This is a genomic window from Schleiferia thermophila (assembly GCF_003337435.1).
Taxonomy (GTDB): domain Bacteria; phylum Bacteroidota; class Bacteroidia; order Flavobacteriales; family Schleiferiaceae; genus Schleiferia; species Schleiferia thermophila.
In genome coordinates this window covers 23,794-37,226 of record NZ_QPJS01000007.1, presented here as the reverse complement: position 1 = coordinate 37,226, position 13,433 = coordinate 23,794, and the positions used below count along the sequence as shown (strand labels likewise).

Annotated in this window: 14 protein-coding genes; 6 read left to right on the top strand and 8 right to left on the bottom strand. The window is 45.5% G+C overall.

Translation table 11 applies throughout. The annotated features are described in order from the left end of the window. Positions 1-389: 389 nt before the first annotated feature. Entirely contained in the window at positions 390-1,634 is a 1,245-nt protein-coding gene (locus DES35_RS10845) for an ABC transporter permease (RefSeq protein ID WP_037358563.1), read from the bottom strand. Between the two features lie 15 nt (positions 1,635-1,649). Further along, positions 1,650-2,411: a triose-phosphate isomerase gene (tpiA, locus tag DES35_RS10840; RefSeq protein WP_114366558.1), complete on the bottom strand. Its 762-nt coding sequence runs from the start codon at positions 2,409-2,411 to the stop codon at positions 1,650-1,652. Between the two features lie 272 nt (positions 2,412-2,683). Here tpiA and DES35_RS10835 point away from each other — a divergent pair, with 272 nt between their 5' ends. The 4 genes from DES35_RS10835 to DES35_RS10820 all read left to right on the top strand — a co-directional run bounded on the left by DES35_RS10835 (position 2,684) and on the right by DES35_RS10820 (position 6,737). After that, positions 2,684-3,193 carry a hypothetical protein gene (locus tag DES35_RS10835; RefSeq protein WP_114366557.1) on the top strand — a complete coding sequence of 170 codons (510 nt, stop codon included), beginning with the start codon at positions 2,684-2,686 and terminating at the stop codon, positions 3,191-3,193. A 77-nt stretch (positions 3,194-3,270) separates the two neighbouring features. Then, complete coding sequence (locus DES35_RS10830) at positions 3,271-4,836, top strand: hypothetical protein (protein WP_114366556.1); 1,566 nt, start codon at positions 3,271-3,273, stop codon at positions 4,834-4,836. Between the two features lie 11 nt (positions 4,837-4,847). Continuing rightward, a complete protein-coding gene (locus DES35_RS10825; protein ID WP_211306554.1) occupies positions 4,848-5,825 on the top strand; it encodes an alpha/beta fold hydrolase in 978 nt (325 codons plus the stop codon). 87 nt (positions 5,826-5,912) lie between these two features. Further along, entirely contained in the window at positions 5,913-6,737 is an 825-nt protein-coding gene (locus DES35_RS10820; RefSeq protein ID WP_114366554.1) for a nucleoside phosphorylase, read from the top strand. 3 nt (positions 6,738-6,740) lie between these two features. Here DES35_RS10820 and yidD read toward each other — a convergent pair whose 3' ends face one another. The 6 genes from yidD to DES35_RS10790 form a co-directional block, all read right to left on the bottom strand. Beyond that, positions 6,741-7,004 (bottom strand): membrane protein insertion efficiency factor YidD, encoded by a 264-nt coding sequence (gene yidD, locus DES35_RS10815; protein WP_037358571.1) that lies wholly within the window; start codon positions 7,002-7,004, stop codon positions 6,741-6,743. Further along, entirely contained in the window at positions 7,001-8,482 is a 1,482-nt protein-coding gene (cysS, locus tag DES35_RS10810) for a cysteine--tRNA ligase (protein WP_114366553.1), read from the bottom strand. The genes yidD and cysS overlap by 4 nt, the downstream gene beginning before the upstream one ends. 138 nt (positions 8,483-8,620) lie before the next feature. Then, positions 8,621-9,070, bottom strand: coding sequence for an FKBP-type peptidyl-prolyl cis-trans isomerase (locus DES35_RS10805; RefSeq protein ID WP_114366552.1), 450 nt, complete (start codon positions 9,068-9,070; stop codon positions 8,621-8,623). Positions 9,071-9,078: 8 nt separating this feature from the next. Further along, positions 9,079-9,819, bottom strand: a complete 741-nt coding sequence (locus DES35_RS10800) for a helical backbone metal receptor (RefSeq protein ID WP_114366551.1) — start codon at positions 9,817-9,819, stop codon at positions 9,079-9,081. Between the two features lie 5 nt (positions 9,820-9,824). Beyond that, positions 9,825-10,325: a DUF192 domain-containing protein gene (locus tag DES35_RS10795; RefSeq protein ID WP_114366550.1), complete on the bottom strand. Its 501-nt coding sequence runs from the start codon at positions 10,323-10,325 to the stop codon at positions 9,825-9,827. Then, complete coding sequence (locus tag DES35_RS10790) at positions 10,325-11,407, bottom strand: prolipoprotein diacylglyceryl transferase (RefSeq protein ID WP_114366549.1); 1,083 nt, start codon at positions 11,405-11,407, stop codon at positions 10,325-10,327. The genes DES35_RS10795 and DES35_RS10790 overlap by 1 nt, the downstream gene beginning before the upstream one ends. Before the next feature lie 128 nt (positions 11,408-11,535). Here DES35_RS10790 and DES35_RS10785 point away from each other — a divergent pair, with 128 nt between their 5' ends. Both DES35_RS10785 and DES35_RS11590 read left to right on the top strand, forming a co-directional pair. Further along, complete coding sequence (locus tag DES35_RS10785; protein WP_114366548.1) at positions 11,536-12,426, top strand: DUF2911 domain-containing protein; 891 nt, start codon at positions 11,536-11,538, stop codon at positions 12,424-12,426. Positions 12,427-13,125: 699 nt separating this feature from the next. Next, a complete protein-coding gene (locus tag DES35_RS11590) occupies positions 13,126-13,278 on the top strand; it encodes a hypothetical protein (RefSeq protein ID WP_160171974.1) in 153 nt (50 codons plus the stop codon). Positions 13,279-13,433 lie beyond the last annotated feature (155 nt).

The following is a 13,433-nucleotide window of genomic DNA, read 5'->3' as shown; positions in this document are numbered from 1 at the left end:
ATATCCCTGTTTAACACTTCTTTTGCCTTCTCGCCTCCCAATTCGCCTCTCCAAAGAACTACCCGCTTCTAAAAAAACGGGCTGCAAAGGTAAAGGCGTGTTTTCTTTTTGCGCAAGCACAATGTAAATATTTTTAAGCAATTTTTACATCTATTTGTATATCAAATTTTTATGCAAATAATTACCCTAAATCTCCTTAAAAAATGTACCAACTAATCAAGAAATCGTCCTTATCAGATCTACACTTCGCCCAATCAATTCATAGAATGCACAAACACAGGTAACCAATTATATGAGCAATAGCGCTTCTTTAGAAAATACCGACCTATGGTTATCATTTAAAAATTTCTCTTTCTCAAGAGTCATAACATAAAGACTATCATTGGAAATTATTCAAATTTAAGGACTTTGGTGGCTGGAATACGTGAAATATACCGAACCGGTAAGAGCATCATCAACAAACAAATGAGCAGAGTACCTGCATTCACGTACAAAATCCAATTCCATTGGAAGTAAACAGGTACACTATCTACAAAATATGCAGTCTGATCTAACTTTATCAGCTTAAATTTCTTTTGTATAAGTGCATACCCCAAGGCTACAAGGTTACCCATTAAAAGGCCTCTGCTCAATATCACAAATGCTTTAAAGAGAAAAATTTTAAATATCAAACCATTTTCTGCCCCTAGTGCTTTTAGCATACCTATCATCCGCGTACGCTCTACAATGAGAATCATCAGAGCGGAGCTCAGGTTAATGGCTGAAATTACAACCATTACAATGATGATAATCAGGATATTTATATCAAAAAGGCTCATCCATTGAAACAATTGCCTGAAAGCGTCCTCTGCCGGCTGTGCCTGAAGATCATAGGGCAAGAGTCCTTCCAGTTCAAAAGCTACCATTTGAGGGTCATAGCCTTTTTTTAAAAATATTTCGAGAGATCCTACTTCATTTTCGTTCCATCGGTTAACTTCTCTGATCAATCGCATATCAGCATAGGCAAATTGCTTGTCTACATCCTCAACACCTGTTTCGTAAATCCCTGATATGTAAAGGTATCTGAGCAATGGGGGTTTAGGAGATTCTCTAATAAAATAGACAGCCACTCTGTCACCCAATGATACTGCCAAGACCCTGGCCAGGTGTGAGGAAATGACCAGACTATCGGAAATATCTTTTTCTGTCATAGAAAATATTCTCCCCTCTTGGAGATAAAAGCCTAGATTTTCGGAATTAAAATCTCTGTCAATTCCTTTGAGAACTACACCGTCAAAAAATTCAGACGACTTCACGACAGCTGTTCTGTAAGCGGAACTTTGAATAAATTTTACTGCCTCATGACTGCTGATGGCTAAAAGCATCTCGTCTGTGAGTTTGATACTCTCACTTTCTCTCAGGTCAGACTCGTCTATGTATTTTTTGACCTGAATATGCCCTCTGAAACTGTAGATTTTATTTTTAATCTCCTGCTGGAGGCCAGTACCGGTCACTATGGCAATGAGCATGACTACGCAACACACTGCCACTGCCATAGTAACCAATCGGACCACTGGCCCCGAAAAGCTGTTGCTTTCAGATTTACTGAAGCTTAATCTCCGGCCTAAAAAAAGTGATAGTCTCCAGTTGTTCAATGAAATTATTTTTTTCTAACCTGCTGCTTTAATGATAGCAATGAACTCTTCCGCCTTGAGCGAAGCACCTCCCACCAATGCGCCATCTATCTGAGGTTGAGCCATTAAAGCACTGGCATTACCGGAATTGACGCTTCCGCCGTATAGAATCATTACCTGCCCTGCTAAGTCTTCCCCAAACCGTTTTGCAATAACAGCACGAATAAATTCATGCATTTCATTCGCTTGCTCAGGAGTTGCAGTCTTACCGGTACCAATAGCCCAGACTGGTTCATATGCTATGGTAAGCTTTGGCAGTTTTTCTTCCGTTAATTGATACAACACTGTTGTTATTTGCTCTTCTACTACTTCAAAATGCCTTTCTCTTTCTCTGTCCTCAAGAAGCTCACCCACACAATAGATAGGATGTATGTCTTGTTTGAGCAGGGTTTTGATTTTAAACAAGGCACTTTCGTTTGTCTCGCCAAAATATTGTCTCCTCTCGCTATGCGCTACGATTGCTTTCTTTACCCCAAGATCTTTGAGCATTAATGCAGAAATCTCACCTGTAAAGGCTCCTTGCAGTTTATCGCTCACATTCTGAGCAGCCAAGCAAACATCAGTATTTTTTAATGCCTTTCTAAATTCGGATAAATGAGTGAAAGGAGGCGCTATAGCAATCTTGGTATTGGTTTTCAATAGTTTCACACCTTTAATGATGGATTCCAGCAAAGCAATGCCTTCAGACAAAGTGGTATTCATTTTCCAATTGCCGGCAACTAACTTTGGTTTGTTCATGGTATTTGATATTTTTCACCTGCAAGTATGAAACAAATTTTCTAGATCTAAAAAGTAATTTTACTTGTTGCAAACTGACTGCTTAAAGAAACCTTTTCTTACTGTCAGTCAATGTCCATTATTATTTCAGAATTCTATATCGCTCGTATTGAATGATATATCATTATTTTTACAGATAAAATCAATTATGTCAATAATAGTGCTTATCGGCAAGTAATTCAAGTTTTTCTTAATCTCTCCTTAACTTTACATCAATAATAAACAAGCAGAAAATGAAAAAAATCAACAACATTTTGGTAGCAGGTATATCCTTGATCCTTGTCTTCAGTGCCTGTAAAAAACAAGACAACAACGATAACAATGGTAACAATCAGCCCATCGGGCTACAGGGAATTTGGCAATCGTCTAAAAGCAATGTGGCTCCTCTTTTGGTAGCTTTATTTCAGGTCGACTCCATTTGGGTAGAATTCCGCAGCAATAACACCTATGAAGTTCGACAGTGGAACCAGGATGGAGCTCAACTTCCAACTCTTTCGGGTACTTATACACAAGCCAAGAGCAATGTAAATAACATTTGGACCATTCGCCTGGAGCAAACCCAACCATCGGCCCTAATCAGCGAAGGAATATTTGAAATCACCGGCAACACGATGAAATACGAAGTTGTACAAACCCAACCTGATATTCAGGCCGTACCTCCTACTCCACAAGGTGGTTTTGGCAGTACCAATGGAGGTGCTCTGGGGCAAGCGAACGTTCAGACTTATGTGAGAATTCAATGATTCCACAGTAATGGTGAGCTGGTAAGATGCCCCGGAAGGATCTTATCAGCTTTTTTTCTGCCCTAAAAACCCTGAATATGATTAGGAAATTGCTTCTCCTTGTTCTATTGCTAGATCATTTTACTACGTATACACAGGTGCAGCCACCTTCCTTAAAAGAGCTGGACAGGTCAATCCCTAAAAAAGCCGATAAAGAGCTTCAAGTCTTTGCGCTGTTTTACAACCAATATGTGACTGGCAACTATTTTCCGACAAATGATTTTCTCAGAGGTCAGATTTTTGGAAGGCTCTTTGGACAAAACACCACCAATACCTCCAACGAATTAAAAGCCAAATATTTTGAACAACGACTGCTCCCATTTTTAATATACTCTCCCAAATTACTCAATGGCAAAGCAATTCTCCGAACCTCTTTTGAAATTGACTTTACCTGGGGAGATGTTGCATATGGAGTTGGTGGTAATTTCGGTGGAGGTCTATCTGCCGACCAGGTTAATATTCAAACGCAAAATATTCAGCTTGAATTACTTCCGTTTCGTCGTTGGTCAGTACTGTTGGGTCTTCAGCGCATGTTTGACCACCCAGGCAATGCTTACCTCACCCTTTTTGAACAACTAACCAACACCGGATACCGCCTTTTTTATTGGGGTACAGATGCATCAGGAATCAGCGTTCGCTACGATGGGGATTTTGACCGCATGAAATTTGGATTTTGGCAGTTTTACGAAAACAATCCTCAGGACGATGATGATGTACAACGCTTTGAATGGATGTACGAACGTGAAGTAGCACGATTCTGGCGTGTGGCCCTCAGTGCTGACTATGTGCGCGATCGGGGTAATGGTGAAGGAGGACCTTCAATATTGGGTCAGGGACTTAATTCAGTACTTAATGATTACAATGGCACCTACCGCTTCCCCCTTAGTAGCTCCTACAAGGCCGATATTGGCTGGTTAGGTACCATTTTCAACTACAATGCCGACCATGCCATGGCACCCTGGGCATTCAATGGTTTTTTTAATTATAATTTTGGAAGAGTTGATACGCTGGCTCAGGATGGAAACTTCTATAAAAGAGCCGACATTGGAGGATATGCTGCCAACATAAGGTTGGCTTACAAATATGGACAAACACTCGGCGACATCCTACATTTCGACGCCGTGTATACATCTGGTGATGCCAATTCACTCAACGATAACAAATATTCCGGAATACTCACCGGAAATACCTGGGGCTCCCCGGTGAGTCTCTACATCAGTCACGGCGCTTATATTCTGTTTCCCCATGGGAATGTGGTGAATCGATTTGTGGCGGCTGTTACTGATCCATCAAACCTTGGATTTGGCGTCACAGGGCTGATGCTCAATGCCCAAAAGGATTTTATTCCTCACAAGCTCAATGGAAAAATCGGAGGAGCGTTTGCCCTGAGTAATGTTGCTCCCAGAAATGGTGGCTTCATTATAGGTCAGGAAATCAATTTCAGGGTCCAGTACACTCCAAAAGTGTTTATGAACCTTGAACTGCATGGAGCTTATTTGTGGTTGGGTGACTTCTACGACAGCCCGTTGGTAAATGGTGGGGTCAGTGCACGACCTGTCAATCCCTGGACTCTGTTTTTCGTCTACCGTTGGTTGTTGTTTTAAAAACGAATTCCATGAAAAAGATACTCTTTCTCCATTTAGGCCTGATGGCTTGTAGTTACAGCATTGCTCAACTTATTACTTCTATGGACAACTATCAGCGCATCTCTTCCTTTGATGAGCTTCAATATCCTTTTCCAGTCAAAAAACTCAATATCGACAATAATATTACAATAGCCTATGCCGATGAAGGCACTGGACCTGAAACCTTGTTATTTATTCACGGATTAGGAAGTTATCTGCCTGCATGGAAAAAAAATGTGGAAGTCCTCCGCCAATATTACCGATGCATAGCAGTAGACCTCCCGGGATACGGAAAGTCATCCAAGGGTATATATGAAGGATCAATGGAATTCTTTTCCGATGCCGTCATTTCATTGGTCGATAAATTAGGCATCAGGCAAGTTGTGTTGGTTGGCCATTCAATGGGTGGACAGATTGCCATGGTCACTGCCTTGAGGTATCCTGAGCGGATAAAAGCCCTGGTTCTGGCAGCACCTGCAGGATTTGAAACCTTTCACGAGGGGCAGAAACAGTGGTTTAGAGAAGTTGTCACTGCTCGCAGCACAGCACTCACACCCGCACAGACCATTCAGACCAACTTCGGCTATAACTTTTACAAATTTCCGAAAGACGCTGATTTTATGATCCGCGATCGCCTGGCCATGCGTTTTGCCACGGATTTTGACGGATATTGCTTCATTATTCCCAAAAGTATACAAGGCATGGTAAATCAGCCAGTTTTCGATTTGCTACCAAAAATTATCCAACCTGTGCTGGTAATTTTCGGCGAGAACGATAATCTGATTCCTAACCGGTTTCTCAATCCGGGCAGAACTAAAGATGTAGCTCAGGCAGGTTACAAACGCTTACCCCGTTCAACATTGGTTATGATTCCCCGGTGTGGTCACTTTGTTCAGTGGGAAGGTTCCGAAACTTTTAACAGTGAAGTTATCAAATTCATCAATACAGGTTTTAAAACCCTTAAGTAATCAATTAGCATTTGATATCGATTCGACCAACCAGCCGATTGCAGGGCATCTTGACGCATACTTTTGCATCCCTGTTTGAATTAGCTTATGTTACACTTATCAGAGATTATTCTCAATGACGACCATTCGGTATACCATCTTCATCTGCATCCGGGGGAGATTTCTGATTTAATCATCACTGTGGGTGACCCCGGCAGGGTAGAGCAAGTTGTACAACATTTTGAAAGCATACGCGTCAAACGGCAGTATCGGGAGTTTTACACCATTACAGGCACCTTTGCCGGACGTCCGATGACCGTAATTTCTACAGGGATAGGTACCGACAATGTGGACATAGTACTCAACGAACTGGATATTCTCACCAATGTGCTCCTTCCAGAACGCGTACCACATCCCTTTCCTCGCAGTCTCATTATCTGCCGGATGGGCACCTCAGGTGCCATCAGAAGCAACTATCCCGTGGGAACTCTGCTGGTGAGCACGTCTGCATGGGGTATTGACGGTCTGCAAACAGGCTATGATTTTGGAAACCTTAGAGAATTGGCGCCCGGCGTGATGGCTTACCATGCCATAGGAGATGAACGTCTGGTTGAAATATTTACCAATGAGGGTTTTATACCAGGAATTACACTCACGGCTTCCGGATTTTACGGTCCTCAAGGCAGGAGCATCAGAATCCCTTCCAAACTCAGCGCATTGCGCAGCGAAGCAGATTTTGTTTCCGACCTTGGCCTCACAAACATTGAAATGGAAACCGCCGGAATTTATGCGCTCAGCCGCCTTTTGGGGCATAGAGCTGTGTCGCTCAATGCTATTCTGGCCAATAGAATCACAGGGGAATTCTCCTCAAAGCCTGAGGAAGTGGTCGATAAAATGATAAAGAAAGGCCTTCAAATATTGAGCACCCTGTGAGAATCAGTCTTTATTGGTGTGCGGTGGTTTCGGCACCGGATCGTATCCCCAGGTACCCCAGGGATGGCAACGCATTAATCGTCGCAGACCCAGCCAGAGCCCTTTAAATGGACCCCATATCTTCAATGCTTCCACCATATATTCTGAGCAAGAGGGAGTGTGGCGACAAACTTTTGGAAATAAAGGTGATATCAGATATTGATACCCTCTCACCGGTAAAATCAACAAATGCGACAGTCCCCGACCTACCAGTTTTAGCCACTTCATAGCAAAGTGTAGGTGGTTCCTTCTTTGGTATCCTTGAGCTGAATACCGGCTTTTAGCAGCTGGTCTCTTATCTGGTCCGCCAAAGCATAATTTCTGTCCTGTCTTGCCTTTTGTCTCATATCGATAAGCACCTGAATCACAGCGTCCAAACGCGCGGTATCCAGCATCGACCGTTGCTCGTCTTTCAGACCCAGGACATCCTCTACCATCCGGTGAAAAAAGTCTTTTAATTCCGTTAAGTCCTTTTCACAGAGGTGTTGTTCACCAGCCTTCATCAGGTTGATGTAGCGGACGATCTCAAAAAGCTCAGCAATGGCCACCGGAGTGTTGAAATCATCATTCATCGCTTCATAGACTCTGGCCATGGCAGATTGAACATCCCAGTCGGACACCGTACCAGCCTTTAGATGGCTAAGGGTCTCTTTGGCTTCCATCAATCTCCTGAAACCTTTCTCCGAAGCTTGAAGGGCCTCATCGCTGATGTCAAGCGGGCTTCGGTAGTGAGCCTGCAATATGAAAAACCGCACCACAGCTGAGGAGTAGGGTTTGGAAAGAAACGCATTCTGTCCACTGAAAATCTCCTGAGGTAGCAGGGTATTGCCTGTACTCTTGCTCATTCGTTTGCCGTTGAGCGTGAGCATATTGGCATGCATCCAGTAGCGGACAGGCTTTTTGTTATTCGCAGCTTTGCATTGGGCTATTTCGCACTCATGGTGAGGAAACTTCAAATCCATCCCCCCGCCGTGGATATCAAACTGTTCGCCCAGATATTTGGTACTCATGGCAGAGCATTCCAGATGCCAGCCCGGAAACCCCTCACCCCAGGGAGACTCCCAGCGCATGATATGGGTAGGCGATGCCTTTTTCCAGAGTGCAAAATCCAAAGGACTGCGTTTTTCGCTCTGACCTTCCAACTCCCGAGTTCCAGCGATGAGTTCATCGACATTTCTGCCGCTTAGCTCACCATAAGGCTCCGATTCCATATATTTTTTGACATCGAAGTAAATAGAGCCGTTGACCTCGTAGGCCAGACCTTTGTCCAGTATTTTGCGGATTAGCTGAATCTGCTCTACAATGTGCCCGGTAGCAGTCGGCTCAATGGAGGGGGGCAACACATTAAAGCGCTCCATGATGCGGTGAAATCCCACTGTGTACCTTTGCACCACTTCCATGGGCTCGAGCTGTTCGAGCCGCGCTTTCTTAGCAATTTTATCCTCGCCCTCATCTGCATCATTTTCCAGGTGACCCGCATCGGTTATATTGCGCACGTATCGCACCTTGTAGCCCAAGTGCTGCAGGTAGCGAAACACTACATCAAAGGATATAAATGTCCGGCAGTTGCCCAGGTGCACATCGTTGTACACAGTCGGCCCGCATACATACATGCCCACATAGGGTGGATTCAGAGGTTCGAATCTCTCCTTCTGTCCCGTAAGGGTATTGTATATGGTCAGCTGTTGACTCTTAGGATTTTTCATTGAAGACTTATGCAAAGGTCAAATTTCAAAAAAAATAAGGCTAACAAAGATTAAAATTAAGGCATGGTACTACCGGCACTATCCGCGAGTTTTTTCCCCGTTGTTTATTGTAGAGATTTTGTTTCTCTGTTTCAGAATTCACCTGACTTTTAGTAAAAAAATATCAAAAATCAAGACACTGTTTGGCGGAATGTTTCCCACCTGCTGCGCACCATATCCCAAATGAGAAGGCACAAATAGCTTTCCCCTGCCCCCTTCCCTAAAAAAAGTAAGACCCTCTTGCCAACCCCTAATCAGACCTGCCATATCAAATTCCAAACCGGCCGGATCTGTCTCATCAAACACCGTCCCATCAAGCAGATATCCTTTGTACACTACCCTCACGCGGGAGCTTATCGTAGGGAAGGGACCATTGCCCTGTTCCTGTATCCAATAATAAAGGCCGCTGGCTGTGCGAGTAGCCTCAATATTATTTTCAGCAAGATACCGGCGAATTAATTCATCGTCTTTTTCAGCCTGATTTTCGGATTTCCTGCATGAAAACAGTAGAAGAAATGCAATCGCCAGCAATGCATGAAAATTTCTCATAGCTATTGTTAAAAATTTCTGTTGTTCTGCGTCAGCTCTTTTTTCAACTGGTAAATATACGTTGCCCCTGGAATCATCCGATAGCCATACCAGCTGAAGGCTTCGCCATCTACCAGCCTTATTGCCGACTTCGGTACCATGGACTGAAACTCTTCTATATGCTTGTCTTTGAATGGATATGGCTCAGACGAGAGCAATACCAGCTCTGGTTCCAACTCAATGATCTGCTCTGTGCTTAGCTTAGGATATCTTTCCTCTTTGACTACATTTACCAACCCTACATGCTCCATCACGTGGTGTATATACGTGTTCCTACCTGCTGCCATGTAAGGTCTCTTCCAGATAAGGTAGAGTGTCCGCCAGGGAGGCAGACAATGTTTCAATCCCTCCCAGCGATGCTTGATTTCAGCAAGAATGGCCTCTGCCTCAGCTGATTTGCCCACAGCTTCACCAATGTGGTATAAGGTGCGGTAGGCATCTTCCAGCGTTACAATGTCGGTCAGCAGCACATGAACATCCCTCTTCAGGTGTTCGATATCTTCCTTGCGGTTTTCTTCCCGGTTGGCTATGACCAAGTCAGGTTTTAGTGCCTTTATTTGTTCAAGATTTGGGTTTTTTGTGCCTCCTACCCTTGGCTTCGTGTGGTACCACTCTTCCGGATGAATGCAGAATTTTGTAATTCCCACTACATCGGCCTTAAGGTGATAGAGATATTCCGTAAGCGATGGCACAAGGCTTACGATGCGCATTGTTCTCAGCGGTTGTATTCAAAAAGTACCAAATCCCCCACTTTCACTCCATGGCGATCGCAGTATCCGGCATTTACCTCCAATACATACAGAGCGGGTTCGTAACTAGGCAATGAGCGCTCGCTCAGCGGCTCAGCTTCCTTTTGTATACTCACAATCCGCTTTTGACTATTGATATAAACAATGTCCAGAGGTATGTACGTGTTCTTCATCCAAAAAGATTGCGGCCGCTCGTTTTTCATCACAAAAAGCATCCCCCGGTTTTCAGCCATTGACCTGCGATACATCATGCCATACTGAATTTCTTCATCCGAAACCGCCACTTCAATCTCCAGCAAAGCGATGGTATCCTTGGCGCTTCCGTCCAATATCCACAAATATCCATCATGTCTGAATTTTGGCTCGTACACCCTTTGCGTGTTTACCTCATTGCTTTGCTCGTCAGAGGTTGTGCATGCCGTAGCCACTACCATCAGTCCTACTGCAGCAAGTATTACATTCCTCATCACTTTTGTACAGGTTTATTAGTCAGCGAATACACCACCACAGCTGCCCCTGCCAGCACCAGCGGAATGCTCAGATATTGACCCACATTGAGCATAAGCTCATCTTCGAAGGCCACCTGATTGGCCTTGAAAAACTCCACTCCAATCCTGAAGCCAAACACCAGCACCAGAAACATCCCAAAGGTAAAGCCCTCCCTTTGCCTCATTGGCGTCTTAAAAAACATCAGCCAAAGCACTAAAAATATCAACAGATATGCTACAGCTTCCACTATCTGGCTTGGCACCCTTGGCACTCCCAGTAGCTTCACAACCACTTGAGGATTCGTGCCATTGTGCACCACCTCAGGCACACTCCCCTCATAGGGCACTAAATTCTGTTCATCGCTATCCAAATGCCTCAGATAAGGCAAAAGCCTTCCGCTCAGATGAGCTGTCACCATTTCTGGAGCAATACGCTCATCAAGCCGTAGCTTCACCGCGTACACCGGCATTTTCAAAGAATCCGTTTCCACCCACTCATCCGTCTTCACTATTTCGATTTCCTTCACCTCGCTCCCAAAAAATCGGTCAAACACCTCCCTCACCGGGTTTACGTATACAAATGCAAACTTTCCATTTGTCGGCTTACCATAAATTTCTGAATTCATCAGATTCCCCAATCTAATCAGACTACCCGCCAGTGCTACCGTTATAACCACCCGGTCGATAATCCAGAAAAAAGACCTTTTCGACACTCTCTTCGAGTAAATCCACAAGGCCACCATGATGGCGATGGCAGCCCCATGGCTGGCCAGTCCTCCCTCCCAAATCATCAGAATCTCCTCCGGATGCTGACTGTAGTAGTCCCATTGATAAAAAAACACATGCCCCAGTCGTGCCCCAATTACAGTAGCTATTACCACATAAGTCAGCAGCGTATCCAGCTTATCTGCGGGTACACCTTCCTCCCTGAAAATCCCCTTCATGATAAAATACCCCAGCACAAAACCAAGCGCAAACAATACACTGTAATACCTGATTTCCACCACCCCCAAATCCACCAAAATCCTGGACACATCCCAGGTCACAACTAATGAATTCATGCCAAACGATAATCGATTCCGATGCAAACTTACACCCGCACCTGTTATACCAGCGTAAAGAATTGCATCTCCCCCTGAACCCGATCCGATATCCTACAGTTAATTTGCCATCAACTAAATAAAAGATCATGACACCAATTCGAACCATTCTCACACTGCTCACCCTCACCACATTGCTCAGCGCCCAGGAGCTCCCCCAACCCAGCCCCAAAGCCTACCTCCTACAACGCGTAGGCCTCACCGACATTACCATCGACTACAGCCGCCCTTCCGCCCGCGGAAGAGCAATCTTTGGCCAGCTTGTCCCCTACGGCCAGATATGGCGCACCGGAGCCAACCGCATCACCCTCATAACCTTCAGCACCGACATCACCCTCGAAGGCCAACAACTCCGCGCCGGCAAATACGGCCTGCTCACCATACCCAACCCCGATCGTTGGACCATCATCCTCACCACCGACACCACCCTCTGGGGCGCCGACGGCTACGACCCTAAAAAAGACGCCCTCAGATTTGACGTCACTCCTGCCGACGCTCCCGAACCCACCGAAACCTTCACCATCTCCATCGACAACATCGGCGAAAACACCGCCACCCTCACCCTCGCCTGGGAAAACACCCGAATCCCCATCAACCTCCAGGTAGAAGTCGATAACATTGCCATGGCCAACATCGAACGCGCCATTAAAGAAAACAGCCGCGACTGGCGTGTATACCGAAACTCCGCCCAATACTTCCTGAACAAAAACATCCATCTCGACCGCGCCCTCGACTACATCAACCGCTCCATCGAGCTCAGCCCAGACAACTGGTACAGCCATTACCTCCGTGGCGAAATCCTAGCCCGCCGTGGCAACTTCACCGAAGCCATCAATGCCGGCAACACAGCCCTCAAGCTCGGCAACGAACAGGCCAAAGCCGCCAACCGACCCTTCTCCTACGCCGACATGATCCAAAACTCCCTGCGCGAATGGCGCGAAAAAGCCGGCAAAGACCGCACCGGCAGACGCCTTAAATAATTCATTTTAATTTTTTCCTGGGCGTGCCCCCGCGCGCCGGCCTCGCGGCCTTACCGCGCGGGGTCGGGCTGCTCCGGGGTACGCTTCGCTCCCGTGCTCCGCTGCGCTGCGCACCACCCTGCGGGCGCCCTCCGCATCCCTCACGCACTACCCCTCCCTCAAGGTCACACCCGCAGGGTATCACACCCGCAATGGACCATCCCAGCCGAAATACCGCAAAATTCAACCAGCCGCCATCTTAAACTCCTCTACACCACTTCCCCTGACCGATTTCCCGGGCCAAAACGACTGCTGCTCTGACCTCATACTGCCCCGACCCACCCCTTGCTTCAGACACCTTGCGCTGAATTTTCAAAAATCAGAAACTGCCTGATGGCCGCTCTGGGAAAGGTTTTCGTCTCTACTTCACTTGTCAGAATGATCGCCCAAAGCTTTCACCGGCTTTTTCACAAGTCATCAGGTTCATTGATCCATGAGCATCGCTGTATGAAGCTTAAGAAGTACACCGTACTTTCCAATTTCCGAAATTCGCCTCCGCTTCCTGTATAAACGCATTACATTGATCTTAAATAGCTCAAAATGTTTCCTTTAAATCGATAATCCGATGTAGTAAAAATCATTTCAAAAACCATTGGAAAAACCTGTACAGCCGCACCGGCATTTCCGGGTGCACATACGCTCCTCATAACTACAAGTCTGATGAAGTGCACGACAGATGCACGGGTTTCTGGTTCCGCTCAACAAAATGCAGCCAGAAACCCTCCTTCGATTATCAAAACCACTTACGCATATTCCGGTAGATTGGCCACTTCAATTTCAAACATCTCATCGCCGGCCTTACAACTCATCTGAAATCAAACCGAAAATCCCGAAAAAACAAGACCAACTGCATAAACAAACCTATCGGCACGCAAGACCCCTTAAAATACAAAAATCCTGAAAAACCCCTTGTCCGACGAAATTCGAGAGAATTACCTTTCACCCCCTCCCCCCTGATAAACTTGCTC